The sequence below is a fragment of the Psychrobacter sp. APC 3426 genome, from assembly GCF_030408035.1.
In the GTDB taxonomy this organism is placed as follows: Bacteria; Pseudomonadota; Gammaproteobacteria; order Pseudomonadales; family Moraxellaceae; genus Psychrobacter.
In genome coordinates this window covers 1-17,923 of record NZ_JASDCF010000008.1, presented here as the reverse complement: position 1 = coordinate 17,923, position 17,923 = coordinate 1, and the positions used below count along the sequence as shown (strand labels likewise).

15 protein-coding genes are annotated in these 17,923 nt (G+C 43.1%); 7 read left to right on the top strand and 8 right to left on the bottom strand.

Features of this window, described 5'->3' with window-relative positions; translation table 11 throughout:
• Positions 1-163 precede the first annotated feature (163 nt).
• Positions 164-661, bottom strand: a complete 498-nt coding sequence (locus QL919_RS06195; protein ID WP_290188703.1) for a YkvA family protein — start codon at positions 659-661, stop codon at positions 164-166.
• Between the two features lie 273 nt (positions 662-934).
• On the opposite strand from QL919_RS06195, the gene QL919_RS06190 reads away from it, so the two are divergent.
• Positions 935-2,167 (top strand): LD-carboxypeptidase, encoded by a 1,233-nt coding sequence (locus QL919_RS06190; protein WP_290188702.1) that lies wholly within the window; start codon positions 935-937, stop codon positions 2,165-2,167.
• Positions 2,168-2,400: 233 nt separating this feature from the next.
• On the opposite strand, the gene QL919_RS06185 is transcribed toward QL919_RS06190, so the two are convergent.
• A complete protein-coding gene (locus QL919_RS06185; RefSeq protein WP_290188701.1) occupies positions 2,401-3,435 on the bottom strand; it encodes a helix-turn-helix domain-containing protein in 1,035 nt (344 codons plus the stop codon).
• Between the two features lie 290 nt (positions 3,436-3,725).
• Between QL919_RS06185 and QL919_RS06180 the strand changes: the two genes are divergently transcribed.
• The 3 genes from QL919_RS06180 (at position 3,726) to QL919_RS06170 (ending at position 7,338) form a co-directional block, all read left to right on the top strand.
• Positions 3,726-5,546 carry an acyl-CoA dehydrogenase gene (locus QL919_RS06180; RefSeq protein WP_290188700.1) on the top strand — a complete coding sequence of 607 codons (1,821 nt, stop codon included), beginning with the start codon at positions 3,726-3,728 and terminating at the stop codon, positions 5,544-5,546.
• A gap of 75 nt (positions 5,547-5,621) precedes the next feature.
• Positions 5,622-6,404, top strand: a complete 783-nt coding sequence (locus tag QL919_RS06175; RefSeq protein WP_290188699.1) for an SDR family NAD(P)-dependent oxidoreductase — start codon at positions 5,622-5,624, stop codon at positions 6,402-6,404.
• Between the two features lie 172 nt (positions 6,405-6,576).
• On the top strand, positions 6,577-7,338 hold the full coding sequence (locus QL919_RS06170; protein WP_290188698.1) for an SDR family oxidoreductase: 762 nt from the start codon (positions 6,577-6,579) through the stop codon (positions 7,336-7,338).
• Between the two features lie 132 nt (positions 7,339-7,470).
• Here QL919_RS06170 and QL919_RS06165 read toward each other — a convergent pair whose 3' ends face one another.
• Complete coding sequence (locus tag QL919_RS06165) at positions 7,471-8,667, bottom strand: amino acid aminotransferase (protein ID WP_290188697.1); 1,197 nt, start codon at positions 8,665-8,667, stop codon at positions 7,471-7,473.
• 147 nt (positions 8,668-8,814) lie between these two features.
• Here QL919_RS06165 and QL919_RS06160 point away from each other — a divergent pair, with 147 nt between their 5' ends.
• Complete coding sequence (locus QL919_RS06160; RefSeq protein ID WP_290188696.1) at positions 8,815-9,726, top strand: CoA ester lyase; 912 nt, start codon at positions 8,815-8,817, stop codon at positions 9,724-9,726.
• 94 nt (positions 9,727-9,820) lie between these two features.
• Here the strand turns inward: QL919_RS06160 and QL919_RS06155 are convergent, their stop codons facing one another.
• The 5 genes from QL919_RS06155 to QL919_RS06135 all read right to left on the bottom strand — a co-directional run bounded on the left by QL919_RS06155 (position 9,821) and on the right by QL919_RS06135 (position 15,243).
• On the bottom strand, positions 9,821-10,405 hold the full coding sequence (locus QL919_RS06155) for a TetR/AcrR family transcriptional regulator (RefSeq protein ID WP_290188695.1): 585 nt from the start codon (positions 10,403-10,405) through the stop codon (positions 9,821-9,823).
• 245 nt (positions 10,406-10,650) lie between these two features.
• Positions 10,651-11,511, bottom strand: a complete 861-nt coding sequence (gene yghU, locus QL919_RS06150; RefSeq protein ID WP_290188768.1) for a glutathione-dependent disulfide-bond oxidoreductase — start codon at positions 11,509-11,511, stop codon at positions 10,651-10,653.
• Positions 11,512-11,570: 59 nt separating this feature from the next.
• Positions 11,571-12,254: a glutathione S-transferase N-terminal domain-containing protein gene (locus tag QL919_RS06145; protein ID WP_290188694.1), complete on the bottom strand. Its 684-nt coding sequence runs from the start codon at positions 12,252-12,254 to the stop codon at positions 11,571-11,573.
• Positions 12,255-12,386: 132 nt separating this feature from the next.
• Entirely contained in the window at positions 12,387-13,649 is a 1,263-nt protein-coding gene (locus QL919_RS06140; protein ID WP_290188693.1) for an MFS transporter, read from the bottom strand.
• A gap of 394 nt (positions 13,650-14,043) precedes the next feature.
• On the bottom strand, positions 14,044-15,243 hold the full coding sequence (locus QL919_RS06135; protein ID WP_290188692.1) for a sugar transporter: 1,200 nt from the start codon (positions 15,241-15,243) through the stop codon (positions 14,044-14,046).
• A 455-nt stretch (positions 15,244-15,698) separates the two neighbouring features.
• On the opposite strand from QL919_RS06135, the gene QL919_RS06130 reads away from it, so the two are divergent.
• On the top strand, positions 15,699-16,406 hold the full coding sequence (locus QL919_RS06130) for a hypothetical protein (protein ID WP_290188691.1): 708 nt from the start codon (positions 15,699-15,701) through the stop codon (positions 16,404-16,406).
• Between the two features lie 327 nt (positions 16,407-16,733).
• Positions 16,734-17,336 (top strand): hypothetical protein, encoded by a 603-nt coding sequence (locus QL919_RS06125; RefSeq protein ID WP_290188690.1) that lies wholly within the window; start codon positions 16,734-16,736, stop codon positions 17,334-17,336.
• Positions 17,337-17,923 lie beyond the last annotated feature (587 nt).

Genomic DNA, 17,923 nt, shown 5'->3' with positions numbered 1-17,923 from the left:
AAAATTGATATCTGCAATACCGTAGCGCTTTTAGGGTATTTTGACTATAAAGAAAATAATATGATACGAACACAGGGTCAATGGGTTGTTCATTGACCCTGTGCTTTTAACGACGGCTTACTAATAAATGCTTACTAGCAGTTGCTGGCTATGATAGCTTCGACTATTTCTTGTCTTCTTTATCTTTAGCCTTTTCATCCTTATCTTTTTTGTCCTTATCTGTGTCCTTGCTTTTATCTTCTAGCTTTTTATCAGCAGATTTCGAGTCATCATTTTTATTAGAGCCCTCGTCTTTAGATGCTGTCTGCTTATCTTTCCAAGTTTTGTATTTCAATAAATCCTTTTCCATCAGTCTCAGGCAAAATTTGATTACCAACGCATCATCGATTTGACCGATAAAGGGAATGAAATCTGGAATGATATCAATAGGGTTAAGTACATATAGCAGACCGACCACGCCTGCTGAAATGGTTTTGTAAGGGATGTCGCGATAGTTGCCTTTGTAATAGTCTTTTACTAAACTCATCAGCAGTAACAAGTCGTTGGTATAACGCTCAAGACCGCGACCGTTTTCGAGCTGCTCGTTTAGTTTGTCTTCTTTACCTAAAATGACCTTAATACTGTCTATCAGGCTTTTATTATCTTTTTCTTTGTCAGCCATACTTATATTCCTTATTTTTTGTTAAAGACTATTGAACACCCTTTACTATAACAAGAGTAGCGACTTCAGCCAAATAAGACTGTGAGTGATTCTGTATCGTTTTGTTGAATATAGAAACCATAGATTGAGCTGAGCTAAACCATCCTAAGACACGATATTGTCCAAACCTGCGCTATAATCCAGTTTTATGAGATCTTATAAAAACAAATATTTAACGTGTGCTAAAGACATCTGTCCAACAGACCATAGCTGCATGGCAAAAAAGGTAAAATAATGACCAAGAAATTTTCTGGGCTGAATCGTCGCCAGTTTCTACATCAAATGGGTATCAGTGCCGGGGCAGGGCTATTAGCAACCCAAAGCATGACAAACGCGCTGGCTGCTAATGCTACTCAGCAAGATAGTCGAACGCAGCTTACTAAAGACGACTTACCAACGGCATTGATGAATGAGAGCCTGACATCACAAGAAGCATTGCCCGAAACATTGCAGGCGCAAACGCGTTGTATCACGCCGAATATTGAGACGCGGCTTTTTGCCAGCTCCAATGTCGGTGGTAGTGACGAGCGTAATGAATTGGCGTTAGAGCGTTTAGCCTGTGCAGGTTTTAAAGTGGATAATCCTGCGGTTACCAAGCGGCAGTATCTGCGTTTTGCTGGTACAGACTCGCAGCGGGCGAGTGATTTGCAAAACATCGCCACTGGTGCTATCACCGCGCCAAAATTACTGCTCGGTGTACGTGGTGGCTATGGAGCCGTACGTTTATTACCGATGATTGATTGGTCGACGTTGGGGCGCATTATGAAAGAACGTGGCACCATACTCGCAGGCTTTAGTGATGTGACCGCTATCCAGTGCGCGCTACTGGCAAAAGGAGAGATGAGCTCGCTTGCTGCGCCAATGCTCTATAGTGAGTTTGGCAAAACCAAACCTGACCAAGTCAGCTGCCGACAGTTTGCAGAAGCATTAACCAATCCTAATTTGGCTATCAATATACAAGATGCGTCTTTAACCAGTCCTAATTTACCGAGTATTCTGACAAATTCTGAGCCAAAAAATATAACGGGCACTATTTGGGGCGGCAATTTAAGTGTGGTATCGGCGCTGGCAGGTAGTGCGTATTTGCCACGTATTGACGGTGGCATTGTATTTCTAGAGGATGTGGGCGAGCACGCCTATCGTATTGAGCGCATGCTGTATGATTTGTACTTAGCAGGCGTATTTAAAAACCAACAAGCGATTGTATTTGGTGCATTATCGGGTGCAGGTGAGGACAGCTATGACAAGCGTTACGATGTCGCTACCGTCATTCGTCAATTGCATAAGCTGACAGGGTTGCCGATTTATAGCGGCATGCGCTTTGGTCATATTGGTCAAAAACACAGTTTTCCACTAGGCGCGAGGTGTCAGATTAGTGCCAATACGGTCGGCGGTTATCAATTGATGCTTAGTGATTACCCAACGATTAAGGCCGATACGATTCATGTCGAAGGCTTGTGGCAATAAAATTTAGATCTATAGTCGAATCCAACTAAATCAGATACGTAGCTATCAAGTCGCTCAATGGAAAGTTGTTTTTCTTGCGTGCTGTGCCTACGCCGACAGATGCTGCGAAAAACAACTTTTCATCTCGCTGTATCGTTTTTATATCGAATGAGGACACGCCCTAATTATATAAAATTGTTGCTATGATAAATTTGTTGCAGCAACGTATTACTTCTAAAAAATCTACTATAAAGTTAAATCGCCAGTCGTGAAAACTTATCCTGATATTCTTTCGGAGTCAGCTCGGTGGCGCGTTTAAAAAGCCGAGTAAATGAGGATATATCCTCGTAGCCGACTTGCTCAGCGAGTGATTTTATCGTCACATCCCCTGATTCCAATAGACGCTTTGCCTGCTCAATTCGTACTGCTTGAATATACTCAATGGGGCGCATCGCGACGCATGACTGAAAACGTCTGTTTAAGGTACGCGGGGTGATATTGACCATAGCAGCTAAACGGCTGATTTGAATAGGCTGCTTGAAGTTTTCCTCAATGAACTCTTGTACTTGCTTGACCAGCTGATCTGAATGCGGCTTATGCAAAGTCACATTAGTATAGCTGTTTTGATTACCGCGTTTACTATCGATAATTTGAGTTTTTGCCACTTGGGTAGAAATCTCGCGCCCACAATAACGCTCTATTAATAACAACCCTAAGTCATAAAAGGCACTGCCACCCGCCGCACAGAATATGTTGCCCGATTGGTCTTTTGACTGGCTTTTTGATTGATTCTTTGATTGAGTGACAAACTGGTTTTCTTGCAAATCAACCAAAGGAAAATCCGCCTTAAACTTACTGGCATAGCCCCAGTGAGTTGTCGCTACTTTGCCATCGAGCAAGCCCGCCTTTGCTAAAAAGAAAGCCCCGCTACAGTTGCTGGCAATATCTGCTTTGGTATTAGCCAGTCGCTGCAAATGCGGAATTAACTCACTGTTTTGACTTAATACTTTATCGATTGAATCGCCAATTGTTGGAATCAATAATAGGTCGCACTCAATCACATCTTGAATATCGCAATGCGCTTGCATGATTAAGCGATTGCTACATCTGATATCGGCACCGCCAAGACTGGCAATCTGCACATTAAACCTTGGCTCCACGCGCTCATCCAAAAAGCGTTGCCAGCTGACTCCGGTAAATGAAAATAAATCTAGTGCCCCAGCGAGCACGCTGCCAAGCACACCATCGAAACCAAGGATAATCACTTTAAAGGGTTTAGAGTAGGGCAAAATTTAGTTTCCTTTTAGGTGTATGCAAATCTATAGCTGATAATAAATAAAAGCATTCGCTAATATTTGCGTGCAGCTGGTAAAGATTTTCTTGCGTGCTGTGCGCTTCGCCAGACAGAGGCTGCAAAAATCTCCACCAGCTGCGCTAAGCGTAATTTGAAGTTCACTCACCATACATTAGAAAGAATGTCTTATTTGACCATAATTATGTCATAAATGACAATACGGCAAGACGTTAAATTAGATTAATATCAATTGATTACCAAATTGAATAAGTTAACGAGAATACTATGGCAGCAGATACGCTTATCAACGACTTTGAATTACCGTTCCAATTATATGATGTATTGGGCACAGAAAATTTAACCAAGCATCCTAAGTTTGCAGAACACAGCCGCGAAACTTTCGATGCGGTATTAGACACCGCCAATAAAATCGCGACCCAGTTGTTCTTGCCCCACAACCATTTAGCAGATAAGAACGAGCCACAGTTTGACGGCAAAAAAGTTAGCATGATAGACGATGTCAAAGTCGCTTTTGATGCGTTTCGTGAATCAGGCTTTATCGCGGGTCGTTATAGCTTTGACGATGGCGGGATGCAATTACCTGAAACGGTTATGACGGCGGTGGCAGGCTATTTTATGGCAGCCAATCCATCGACCACGGCTTATCCATTTCTGACGACGGCGGCGATTAATGTTATCTCACATTTCGCTAGTGATGAGATTAAAAATGCCTTTATGCCGCGCATGCTAACGGGTGAGTTCACAGGAACGATGGCACTAACCGAACCACATGCAGGTTCATCGCTTGCTGATATCAAAACCACGGCAGTAAAGCAGGACGACGGCAGCTACCGCATTAAAGGTAGCAAGATTTATATCTCAGCGGGCGATCACGAATTGTCTGACAATATTGTGCATTTGGTCTTAGCCAAGGTGCCGGGCGGTCCTGGTGGCGTCAAAGGTATTTCTTTATTTGCCGTGCCCAAGTATCGACTCAATGATGATTTATCGGTCGGCGAGCGCAATGATGTGCATTTAACGGGTCTTATTCATAAACTTGGTTATAGAGGCGCGACTTCTACCGCATTAAGCTTTGGCGACGCAGGCGAATGTCACGGCTATCTTATCGGCGAAGAGCATTTTGGTCTGCGTTACATGTTTAAAATGATGAATGAGGCGCGTATCGCGGTTGGTTTTGGGGCGGCGATGATTGGCTATCGCGGTTATCAGTATTCGCTCGATTATGCCAAAGACAGAACGCAGGGCAGAATCGCACCGAACAATAAACCTGAAGATGCGGCAACGGCGATTATCAATCATGGTGATGTCAAACGCATGCTACTTGCGCAAAAAGCTTATAGCGAGGGCGGCATTTCACTGTGCTTATACGGCTCGAACCTGATTGACCGTATCAATACCTGTGAAGATGATACGCTAAAAAACGAGCTATCAGAATTATTGGATTTATTAACGCCAGTACTCAAAGCATGGCCATCTGAGTATGGTCCAAAGGCCAATGACTTGGGTATTCAAGTATTGGGCGGTGCAGGTTATACGCGTGAATATCAGGCCGAGCAGTTTTGGCGAGACAATCGTCTCAATCCCATTCATGAAGGCACAAATGGCGTGCAAGCGTTAGATTTGTCATTCCGAAAGTTATGGCAAAATAAAGGGCTTGGTATTCAAATCTTGAAGCGTGAAATCACTCAAGACTTAGAAAGTATTAGCACACCAGAGACTGCCAAACTTGCCGGTAAATTGATGCCTTATATGGGTCATTTGCATGAAGTGTTGGTGCATTTAAGCAAAATCCTGCAAACGGAAAAAGCCATCACGTTGACTGGTAATGCACAAGCATTGATGAATATCTTTGCCTCTATCGTGGTCAGTTGGATTTGGATTCGCCAAGCCAGCAAAGCTGAGCAATTGTTAAGTGAGACCATGGATAGTAATTCACAAGATACGGAAAAACAAAACTTCTATCACGGTAAACTGCAAACAGCAAAATATTTTATCGATTGGGAATTGCCCTTAATCAATCGCGATATCGAGCTGTTAAATAACGACAATGCAGTATGCACGGATATGCGAGCAGAATGGTTCTAACCAATGAAAGGTTAGTCGCATCGTGTTGTAGAAACTTGCACCAGATAAAATAATACACTTTTAAAGGAATAAAATATGACGCTAAATACAAATGGAATTGCCTCAGACGTAACTGGTAAACGCATTTTAATCACCGGCGGGGCGTCTGGTATCGGAGCCGCAAGTGCATTATTGTTAGCCAGTCGCGGGGCCAAAGTAGTCATTGGCGATTTGGCAGAAGAGATGGGCGCTGCCGTTGCTAAGCAAGGTCAGGACGCTGGCAATAGTATCGTCTTTAAAAAGGTCGATGTCACTAGTGGCGATGAAGTGCGGGCGCTATTTGCCTTTGCCATGGAAACGCTTGGTGGTCTCGATGTGGTAATAAACAATGCTGGTATCGATCATAAACCAGCACCCATGCATGAGCTGAGCGATGAAGATTTCGATCGTAATATCGCTGTTAATCTAAAAGGCGTCTGGCATTGTATGCGTGCTGCTGTCACTTGCATGGCACCCGATGGTGGCGGTCATGTGATTAATGTCGCGTCTATCGCAGGCCTGCGTTCTGCGCCGCTATTATCAGCTTATAGCGCTGCTAAGCATGGTGTCATGGGGCTAACCAAGTCTGCGGCTCATGAATATGCGCGCGTCAATATTCGTTTTAATGCGGTATGTCCGAGCTTTATCGATACGCCGATGGTGCGTAATACTATGGCAAATATGGATGAGCGTGCCCAACAAGCAACCATCAAAGCCAGCCCAATGCGCCGTTTAGGTGACGTCGATGAAGTGTCTGGTGCGATTGCTTGGCTTGCCAGTGATGAAAGCAGCTTTATGAATGGTCATGCGTTTACCCTTGATGGTGGCATGTTGGCTTAATAATCAAATAACTGCTAAACCATTACGGCGTTAGCCTCGCTCGATGTACTATTTGTACTATCTACGCTCGGCTGCCTTGTAATGAGTTTGCAGTTTTTCGATTATAACTTATTAAGTATTTCCGATAAAAAATTGAAAAATGAATAGCTAATTCAAAATATAAGGAATAACGATGAAAGATTTATTTGATTTAACAGGCAAGATTGCTTTAGTTACTGGCGCGAGCCGTGGTATTGGTGAGTCTATCGCGCGTCTATTGGCATCTAGAGGTGCACATGTGATTGTCTCTAGCCGTAAGATTGATGCTTGCCAAGCGGTAGCCGATAGCATCATCGCTGATGGTTATAAAGCCAGTGCTTTTGCTTGTCACGTGGGCGAGATGGAGCAGATTGAGGCGATTTTTGAGCATATCAAAAGCGAATTTGGTCAAATTGATATCTTAGTGAACAATGCCGCGGCAAACCCTTACTATGGGCATATTTTAGATACGGATTTGGCAGCTTTTGATAAGACGGTAGAGGTCAACATCCGTGGTTATTTCTTTATGTCTACGGCGGCGGGTAAAATGATGCGCGAGCAGGGCGGTGGAGTAATTTTAAATACGGCATCAGTCAATGGCTTGGTCGCAGGTGATAAGCAAGGCATCTATTCAATCACCAAAGCTGCAGTTATTAGCATGACCAAAGCCTTTGCCAAAGAATGTGGCCCATTAAACATTCGCGTCAATGCTTTGTTGCCAGGTCTAACCGATACCAAGTTTGCTTCTGCTTTGACTACCAATGATAAGGTTTTAAAAATGGCGTTACATGCCATTCCACTAGGACGCGTAGCCGATCCAGATGAGATGGCAGGTACGGTATTGTACCTAGTGTCTGATGCGTCGAGCTATACGACAGGTGCAACGGTGGTTGTCGATGGCGGTATGCTTGCTTAGTCTTGCTTTGAATAGTAATGAATGGTTTTAAAAATACAGCTTATGCTTAAAGTAAAAAGCCGCCTAGGACATTTCTCTAGGCGGCTTTTTTCGCTGTCATTTATAAGTGATAAGACTTTCTTAGCCGATAGCTCAATCTTTTAACACTTCGGCCATCGCATTGGCGACATAATCGACGTTGTTGACATTTAATCCTGCCATACACATGCGAGAGTTAGAGACCAAATAAACACCAAACTCTTTCTGTAAGCGTTCGATTTGCTCAGCCGTTAAGCCCGTAAAACTAAACATACCGTTTTGATTGGTAATGTAGTCAAAGTTGCGCGTTGGCACTTTGGCTTCTAGTACGGATTTTAGCTTAAGGCGCATGGCTTTGATACGATCACGCATACCATAGACTTCACCAACCCATTGCTGATGCAGGCTGTCGTCATTCATGACGATGTCAACCACGCGACCACCATGTGATGGCGGGCTAGTATAGATGCGGCGTACGGCATAATTGAGCTGCCCAAAGACGCGCTCGGCTTCGTCAGCACTTGGGCAAACCACGGACAAACCCCCCACACGCTCGCCATATAGCGATAAGTTCTTGGAGAATGAGTTACTCACAAAGACAGGTAAACCCATCTCTACCGCTTTACGAATTGCATAAGCGTCGCTGTGCATATCTTGTCCAAAGCCTTGGTAAGCGATGTCCATAAAAGGGATAAGCTCATGTTGTTTCATTACGGCTAATAACTCATCCCATTGGTCTTGGGTCAAATCCATACCAGTTGGGTTGTGGCAGCAAGGGTGCAATAATACCACATCGTTTTTATTGAGCGTTTCTATGAAACCTATCATTTCATCAAACTTAATGCTGCTGGTGGCGCTATCGTAGTAAGGGTAGGTGCCTACTTTGACATCGCAGCCTTCAAAGATAGCAATATGATTACTCCATGTCGGATCGCTCACATAGCACTTGGATGCAGGGAACCATTCATGAATAAACTCAGCGCCGACCTTTAGGGCACCTGAGCCACCGAGGGTAGCGATAGTGGCAACACGCTTGTCTTGCAAGACCTTGGCGTTTTTACCGAACAGTAGGTTTTGACAGGCTAGACGGTGCCCGGGCAATCCTGCCATGGGTAGATAAGGCCTAGGTGAGACGGGGTCAGCAATTCGTTGTTCAGCTATTTTAACGCACTCAAGCACTGGCAATTTGCTGTCTTCATCATAGTAGATGCCAATGCCCAAATTGATTTTGTTTGGGTTACTATCAGCAATAAATTTATCCACTAGACCTAAGATAGGATCACCAGCATAATAATCGACACGTTCAAACATTTTGATTCTCTACAGATAAGATAAAATAAGGTGTCAAAAGCATAAACCACATTGACGATTAACTCAATGTCATAGTGAATGTTGTGATGCAATAATAGGGTCAAATAATGAAGCAATCAGTGTCCAAACCAGTAGACGGAGTAAAAAATGGCGTCATTTAATGACAACACCGCAGATATCACGCATAAAGAACATGTTCATCAGCCAGCCTTATCTAATGATAGCTTACGCTCTACAACCCTGAACTCTACAACCTGGTTATTCGTGCCAGCGACTCGAATAGATAGAGTAAGTAAGGCCTTTGCCAGTGGCGCAGATGCCGTGATTATAGATCTAGAGGATGCGGTGGCGGCAGAGGATAAAGCGCCAGCACGTAACGCATTAAAAACCTATTACAACAGTGCAGAATATCAAGCAGTTTGGGTGCGCATAAACAAAGCAGGCAGTGATGATTTTATAAAAGATGTAGCACTATGTCAGCAGTTGCCCAACCTGGCAGGTGTGCTATTGGCGAAAGCTGAGCAGGTCACAGATATCGAACAGTTTTATGAGCGTACAGGTTTACCAGTCGTTGCATTAGTAGAAAGCGCCATTGGTTTGCATCAAGTGGATGTGATGGCAAAAGCGACAGGACTGGTCGCATTCAGTTATGGCTTTCTAGATTTATGCAATGATCTGGGAGTCCAAGTAGGGACACCGGCGGCAGATATCATCGCCAATCAGATTCGCTATCAATTAATCCTTACTTCAAAAGTCAATCAGCTAATACCACCTATTGATACGGTATATCCTGATTTTAATGATAGTGAAGGATTAATTGCTCGCGTTCAGTTATGGTCACAGATGGGCATGTCAGGCATGCTCTGTATTCATCCTAAACAAGTAGCCACTGTGCAAAATGCACTGCAACCGACAGATGCTGAAATTGAGTTTGCTCAGCGTGTGGTAGAAGAATATGAGCGCAGTGAACAAGCGGTGTTTAAAGTAGATGGTGAAATGGTTGATGCACCTGTGATTCAGCGCTGTCAGCAATTATTAAGTAGGACAGCGGTTAAATAAAAAAGCTATTAGATATGTGGTTGGAATGGTGAGGCCTGCGCCAAATGTGCCAGACTGTATAGAGATTAAAACACCTTTATCAAAGAAGTTTATCTTATGAAAACTGCTCAAAGATACCATCAATATACTTTTCTACCGCATCCGTATCATTGCTGACTTGCGCATAAGTTCTCAGACCTATGACTTGAATTTGAAAGTAGCGAGCCAGTTCAGCTGGGTCTTTATCACTGCTAATTTCACCATTATCAATGGCTTGCTGAAAGGTCTTAACAAAAGAAGCTTCAACACGTTCTAAAATGCTCGTTGCGTGATTAAGCAGTTCTGGACTATCGTTTTGCGTGAGCTCACCGATGGTTTTGACTACCATGCACATACCACTTGGCGCAGTGCCTTTACTACAAACAGTCACGCTATGAATAAACCGTTTTAGGCCAGCAATTACTGTTTCTTCTTGGGCAATACTATTGGCGAGATTCGCAGCACCTTCTTCCGCATATCGATTTAATGCCTCTTTAAACAAATTGTCTTTATTGCCAAACGCGGCATAGATACTACCGGGGCGCATATCGACGACATCTTGCAAGTTTCTCATAGAGGTAGCGTGATAGCCCTTTTCCCAATAGAGATTTTTGGCTTTTTCGATGACATCATCACGATTAAACTTCGCTTGTGCACTCATAATTTTCACCTTAAAAGCTAGTATCTTATTAAAGATATGAGCTTATTAAAAATATAGTCTTAAAATCTGGAAAACCAAGTCACACTAATATTATTGTCAGATATTATTGGTAGCGTTAATCCTAAACAACAAAAGCATAACCATTATAACGTGCTGTTAGGATAGTTTTTTCTTGCGTGCTGTAGCTAGCCGCTCGATGTTGCAAAAAAACTTATCCTAGCAAGCCCTGTATTGGTGATAACCAGTTACTCTGGTTTTAGTGCCAACACTTTATCGATATCTGCCGCACTATGACGGTTTTCCAGTTGTTCCCATTCTTCACCATGAGTGCGGTTAACGATGCGGCCACGTTGTACGGCTGGTCGCGCTAAGATAGCTTTTGCCCAGCGCTGCACATGGGTGTAATCATCGACCTGCAAAAAGTCCTTTGCTTCATACTGATTGCCCAACACCAAATTGCCATACCAAGGCCAAGTGGCAATATCAGCGATACTATACTCATCACCGGCAATAAATTCATTTTTCGCCAATTGCTTATCGAGCACATCCAACTGGCGCTTAGTTTCCATTGTAAAGCGATTGATGGCATATTCAAACTTTTCGGGTGCATAAGCGTAAAAATGCCCGAAACCCCCACCTAAGTATGGGGCAGAACCATGTAACCAAAATAACCAGTTAAAGACTTGGGTACGTTTGCTGCCTTTTTCAGGTAACAAGACCCCAAACTTTTCAGCAAGATAAACTAAAATAGAAGCAGATTCAAATACCGTTTCAGGCTCAGTGCCAGAGTAATCAACGAAAGCTGGGATTTTAGAGTTAGGGTTGATATCTACAAAGCCTGATGAAAACTGATCGCCTTCGCCAATATTAATCATATGGGCGTCATATTCTGCGTCTTTGCCCAGTGCTAATAACTCTTCTAGCATAATGGTGACTTTTTGACCGTTGGGCGTGCCCATTGAGTACAGTTGCAAAGCATGCTCACCCACTGGTAATTCTTTCTCATGGGTAGCACCTGAAACGGGGCGATTCACACTGGCCCATTTACCGCCACTCTCTGCATCATGCGTCCAAATTTTTGGGGGTATATATTGGTTTTCCATTATTATTCCTATTCTTATGTGTATTCTTATGTGTATTCTTATGTGTATTCTTATGTTTGAGGTTATCCGATGTTTTTCGCAAAGTTTTGTGGATAGAGGGCACGTGCAGCTGCGTCATCAAAATCAGATTTGAACTGAATGTCTTTAGCAATATTGCGCGCCTTATCTACGGCAGGACGAGCGTTTATACTAGCAAACCAACGTTTGAGGTTAGGGTAGTTGTCTAACCCTTCTTGGCCCAATACAAATGTTGCTTTATCAACCCAGCCCCAAGCCGAGATGTCCGCAATAGAGTAGTCGTTACCAACCAGATATTCACGGCCTTCCATGTGCTTATCTAGCACTTCATAATGACGCTCGGCTTCACGAAGATAGCGATTGATCGCATAAGGAACTTTTTCGGGTGCTTTATGTCTAAAATGCACAGATTGACCAGAAAATGGGCCCAATCCAGTCGCGATAAACATCAGCCATGAGAGCATTTCACCTCGGTCTTCTGGCTTTCCTGCAAGCTTGCCTGTCTTTTCAGCCAAGTACATCAAAATAGCCGTCGAATCAAAGACACGGTTGCCATCATCTTCGATAGCGGGCGTTTTACCATTCGGGTTGATAGCGCGATACTCAGGCGTATGTTGCTCACCTTTCATGGTATCTATTGGCATTAATTCGTACGCGAGACCTGTCTCCATCAGATAAAGAGCTACTTTCATAGGGTTAGGTGTTTGGTGAAAATAAAACTTAAGCATGTTGATATCCTTAGACGGCTCGAAAGGTTTAGGTGTTAGTCTTACGACCACTATAAAGAAAAATGAACGACCGTTCAAGTTGTTTTGAGCAATCGTTCATTTAATTGGAGTTAACTATAAAAAGGCCTCTTACTAAACAGATTTTTGCGGACGTAACAACAAAGCAAGTCCAATCGCGATAAAGGCTGCGATGCCAGAAACCATATAACTGATACTAAAGTCTCCCGTGATTTCTGCGAGATAGCCTGCTGCCACTGGCCCAAGAGCCTGTCCGCCTGAAAAGGCAAAAGTCAGCGCCGCAAGTGCACTTGCCGCCGCTGCAGGCCCGAAATAATCGCCAGCGGAGGCTGCCATAATGACAGGAACGCTCCAAACTACTAAGCCAAACAAGATAATTGACAAGTAAAGCCCTAAAGTCCAATCAGTCAATCCAACCAGCAGATAAGCGATAGCAAGGAAGAAAAAAGCCAGCGCGAGCCCAAGGCGTCTGCCAATGTGGTCAGAAATCCAGCCAAATAACATGCCTGAAAAGACACTCAGCAGACCAATCCACGCCCAAATACCACCCGCAGTCGCTTCACTCAATTGATACGAGCCAACCATACTAGTGACGATAAAGGTCACATAAACCATATAAGTAGCGCCATAAATGGCAAAAACGACCCCCAAATGTACGAGCAGTTTGATATTAGCGCGTTCTAGCTTTTTCTTATTTTTTACAGGTGAGGTGGGTACACGTCCAAAAGGATTTTGATTGACATCGTCTGGATGATTGCGAATCAAAGTGAAAGTAAGCCAAGCAACCACAATATTGATAACGGCAAAAATCAGCCAACCCGTTTGCCAAGACAGTAGACCGGAGATGGGTAAGAGTTTTGGAACCACAAAACCCGATAGAATAATGCCAAATCCAGGGCCTGCCATGACGAGTCCTAAGGCGAGCCCACGATGCGACGGGAAGAACCAATGTGACATCACGCTCATCATCGGTAAGACCACGCCACCGCTACCGATGCCAGTCAATACGTAAAGTGCGCAGAGTAGGGGAAAGCTTGTGGTAAAAGCCATACCGAGCATAGAGACGGCGATTAAGAGAAGGCTGGCAGTACCAGTGATTCGAGTACCAAATCGAGGTATAATGAGCGGGCTTAAAAGAACGGCAACCAGATATCCTATCAGGTTAGTAAAGCCCAATATTCCGCTTTGAGTGTAATTCAATCCCAAAGAAGAAGACATTGATGGTAGCAACATACCAAATGCAAATCGTCCTAAGCCAAGTCCACAGAACATCGCTATAGAGCCTGTAGCGGCTACAATCCAAGCATAATTTAAACCGCCTAGTCTGATAGGAGGAGTGCTATCTTGGTCTTCTTGTCGAATGATTTCATCATGCATCACGAATCTCCGATAAGTTGAAGAGTTCGAAAGTTCGTGACAGTCGTGAGGGTATTTAAATCAAAGAAAAACACTTCTCTGTTTTGAATCTTATTCATTTTACACTCATCCTTTTGTGTTTAATTCTTATAGGTCTTTGGTTGACTCTTACATGATATTGACATCAATAGTTTTCGCTCCTTGCTTAGCTATTGATGTAAGTCTTTCATCGACTGTTGCATAATTATGTCCAATACAAATGAGTATAACTTCACCTGAACGTTCGTTCAATAGGTATTTAAGCAAGTAGCTGAAATGACTTTTACAAGCAACACCAAAAAAAATGCCAGCCCATTAAAGTGGCTGACATGTTGATTGCTGCTATTTGACTTTAGCTACAACTTTGGCTTTTAAGCTAGCCGAGTCTTTTACTTAACTCGGGAAAGCGTTTTATCATATATAGCATGAGTAGCAGCGCCGCACTAGCGATAGCCGCACCGACATAGCCCACGCTTGATATCGAGAGATGCGTCACCGCATAACCGCCGAATAGCGCACCCGTACCAATACCTAAATTGATAATGCCTGAAAACATCGACATCAGCATGTCTTGCGCGTTGACATCGACCATAATCACTTTGGCTTGCATAGAGATAATAAGCAGCATAAGCGCAGCACCCCATAGTAAGGCAATTAGACTAAGCGCCCATATAGAGGTCACGGCATACAACAGCACGAGCATAGATAATAGCATCAGTATCGTCGATATCAGCATCAATCTGGTATTAAAACGATCACCCCAGCGACTGAATATCACACTGCCAGCAATCCCTGCGACACCGAACAGCAGCAGGACAAAAGTAGCCGAGTTTTCGCTTACTGAGCCGACCTGACGCATGAAAGGCTCAATATAAGAGTAGGCGGTATAATGCGCTGTAAAGACCAGTAGGATGAGCAAATACAAGCAGACCAATAACGGGTTTTTCAGCAGTTCTGGAATTTTTCTAAAAGAGCCTTCAAACATGCTCGGCAATGTTGGCAACAGCTTCATTTGCAGCACAAACACGATAAAGGCAATACCGCCAATACCACCAAACGTCGCGCGCCAGCCAAACCATTGACCAACCAAGCGCCCTAAAGGCACACCCAGCACCATCGCTAATGAGGTACCCGTCGCAAGTACGCTAAGTGCTAATGCCTTTTTGCCTTCAGGTGCCACACGTATGGCGATCGCGGCTGTAATAGACCAAAATATCGCATGCGATAGTGCAATCCCTACGCGGCTAATGAGCAGCACATCAAAGCTCCATGCAAATACTGACAATACATGACTGGCAATAAATACTGCAAACAGGCCTAAGAGCAAGCTTTTACGCTCAAAGCGACTGGTCAGCAGCATCAGCGGCAATGACATGGCAGCGACGATCCAAGCATACAGCGTCAACATCCAGCCAGTCTCAGCTGTAGTAATAGAAAAGTCTTGGGCAATGTCACTTAATAGGGCGACGGGTACGAATTCTGTGGTATTCATGATAAATGCGCTGACGCCCATCAAGAATACTTGAAAATACTGAGTCCGGCGAGCATTTGAGCTCGCCTCAAGGTTGCGTTTCATAAGATCCAATACGAGAAAATGCTAGGGCGTGTCTTCACTCGACAAATAATAAAAATGAGTACAAGCCCTAATACAATAAGAAGATTAGCCAATAGCGGAGTAAAAATGCTGTGTGGTACACACCTTTGGCAATATAAGAGTGGCGAGGCAAGATACCAAGTCAAAGGCATTAGTAAAAGAGCTTTTTTGCTAATGATTGTTAATTAGGCATTTTTAAAGTTATAAATTGAGATAAGTTATAACTTTTGCCAAGCGCTATCGCTTGTTTCGAACTAAAGCTTTTTGTATAGCTGTCAATAATATGGATTTTGCTCAAACAGACTGTATATCTAAAAGCCATCGAATAAGGGATAATAGGCGTTATGGATTCTGCGACACTATAATAGCCAATATGAGCCGAAAATTATAGCCACAGACATCCAATATCGCAAACTTATATAACAAGGCAGTCCTGTATGACCAAAGATAATCCTTATAATTTTTTGCCGCTACAACCTACCGGCAGAAACGAGACAGACAACGTAAATACCTATGCTCCTGAAGACATGATAAAGATATATGAGCAGCAGTTTCTCACGCAAGTGCCTGAAGACCAACTAACTGATTTTTTACCCGCGCTGAAAAGATTTTATGATATCGATAACAACACGTTAGACATCAGTGCGGTCATTTTTGATGCCATCGCTGACGCTACTATCATCTATAATCACAAAGTAAAAGCAGGTGGTTATCAGATAGTAGGAAGCTTAGTCACAGAGCAGATTGAAGTAGATGGAGACGAAGAAGGTGATGAAAGCCTAGACAACCAGGCCTACACGATAGACTGTATGCGCACGTTTTTTATCAATGATATAGAGATACCTTATCACTTTAATTTATTTATCCAAGGCGACGGTTATTCTACCTTGACCGAAAAAAACACCGTGCTAGAAAAAATATACTGGCTAGTAAATACTGGGTTTGAAGAGCCTGTATTAGGCCATTTTGAAGATGATTCTGACAATATAGCAAGCTTAGCATCTATCAACGAAGAGCTGATCAGCTTAGGTATCAGAGAGATGGATCTGAACACCATACATCAATTGGTCAATTATATTGAAGACAATCTGATTGATGAAGACATGGCAGACACGCTGAATACACTCATAGATGATGCTGAATAGGCTGGAGCTTAGTTGTAGGGTGCTCATTATTGCTATCAGGACACCCTTTTGACGCGATGTCTTGACGAGACGCATCATTAATATGACTGATGATACTCTTTTATAAGCGACATTAGCTGTCGTATGGCATTAACACCTATCTAGACAGACAGTATCACCCTTGCTACTATGTAAGCACATCGTGGGTTTAACGCTACTTCCAGCACGATGAAAAACAACCACTGGTAAAACGCACAACCCCTTATTACTCTGCATCTTTCAGCAAAGTAACTGTGCTTTTACCTTTATAAGTACAGTTGCATTCGCCAGAGTATAAGGACACATCCCATGTTTCATTCTAGTCAATATGCAAGCACATTGCAGGCTTTAATCCTACAGCGCATTGAGCAAAAAAGCCTAACACATGCTCAAATTATCCAGTCTATGGGCTATCAGACTAACATTAAAACCCAAGCTAGAGCTTTAACGCGTTTAGAGCATGTCTTGTCGTCGCCAGAGTTAGGGCTGACCAAAACTGGTTATGACTTTAAATACTCATCCACTGAGTTCGTTCGTGCTCTGTGTAGAGTGTTAGATATTGAGAAAGATCAATATTTGCCACTTTCACAGCAGTTAGAGCAATACGCGCATAAGGTACTCAATGCCACCATGCCTATTGTCTATGCCGATGTTACTTTTAGCGATGATTTTCAACCCTCGTTTGTGAGCATGATGGCTGTTTCTAAGTTTAGAAGGATAGAGTTGGATGATGAGGTGCGCTTATTTGATAGATACCAACAGCGACAAGTGATTGATGAATTGGTTCGAACGCATTACACGGCTATGTCAGGAAACATTCCATTTGATGGAATTATCAATGGCTATCGAGTGTCGTTTGAAAATGATGATGGTCAAAAAGAATACCTTTATATCCCCACTGATTTTGCCTAGTTGCCCTTAACACATGTTTCTAATAGATGATTTACATCCCTGCCAAGTACATGTTTAGTGAGTGCTAAAGGCTTGCTAACAGAAGCTTTTGAAAGAAACTGTTAAAAAAAGATGGGCGACACCAGTTGTCGTGGATGGTATAAAAATGCTTTATTTTTATAAAAATTTATACTATAGTTATTGAGTCAGGCAAAAATAACTAAGCAAACAGTTAACCCTCGGGGTGCAACGCCTCACTTCTTAACTGAGTTGTTTTTAACAATGTTATTTTTCTTTAATCCTAAACACCTTCGCCTGCACAAACCCAAAAACCATAGTTGTTAATAAGCATAAAGATTGAACACAAAAACGCTCGTTGGTCTTGCAGAAATGTTGACGATGCGACAATAAAAAGCTGCGCCTAAAAGCCAGTTCACCATAAAACTGCTACTTTGCCAAATCGATTAATCTACTTCTCTTTACCCCACTCTCAACTTCGAAAGTGATTGAAAAAAGAAGAGCACCTCACTAATCTATTGTTTTCGACCAAGAATACAATGGAGTTGTGAGATGCCCATAGACGAATTTATCATCAATATCTATTTAAT

Coding starts and splice junctions, on each gene's coding strand:
- QL919_RS06140 (WP_290188693.1), bottom strand. CDS start 13,649: ATGCATGATGAAATCATTCGACAAGAAGACCAAGATAGCACTCCTCCT.
- QL919_RS06130 (WP_290188691.1), top strand. CDS start 15,699: ATGACCAAAGATAATCCTTATAATTTTTTGCCGCTACAACCTACCGGC.
- QL919_RS06170 (WP_290188698.1), top strand. CDS start 6,577: ATGAAAGATTTATTTGATTTAACAGGCAAGATTGCTTTAGTTACTGGC.
- QL919_RS06145 (WP_290188694.1), bottom strand. CDS start 12,254: ATGCTTAAGTTTTATTTTCACCAAACACCTAACCCTATGAAAGTAGCT.
- QL919_RS06125 (WP_290188690.1), top strand. CDS start 16,734: ATGTTTCATTCTAGTCAATATGCAAGCACATTGCAGGCTTTAATCCTA.
- QL919_RS06180 (WP_290188700.1), top strand. CDS start 3,726: ATGGCAGCAGATACGCTTATCAACGACTTTGAATTACCGTTCCAATTA.
- QL919_RS06190 (WP_290188702.1), top strand. CDS start 935: ATGACCAAGAAATTTTCTGGGCTGAATCGTCGCCAGTTTCTACATCAA.
- QL919_RS06195 (WP_290188703.1), bottom strand. CDS start 661: ATGGCTGACAAAGAAAAAGATAATAAAAGCCTGATAGACAGTATTAAG.
- QL919_RS06155 (WP_290188695.1), bottom strand. CDS start 10,405: ATGAGTGCACAAGCGAAGTTTAATCGTGATGATGTCATCGAAAAAGCC.
- QL919_RS06135 (WP_290188692.1), bottom strand. CDS start 15,243: ATGAAACGCAACCTTGAGGCGAGCTCAAATGCTCGCCGGACTCAGTAT.
- QL919_RS06160 (WP_290188696.1), top strand. CDS start 8,815: ATGGCGTCATTTAATGACAACACCGCAGATATCACGCATAAAGAACAT.
- QL919_RS06165 (WP_290188697.1), bottom strand. CDS start 8,667: ATGTTTGAACGTGTCGATTATTATGCTGGTGATCCTATCTTAGGTCTA.
- QL919_RS06175 (WP_290188699.1), top strand. CDS start 5,622: ATGACGCTAAATACAAATGGAATTGCCTCAGACGTAACTGGTAAACGC.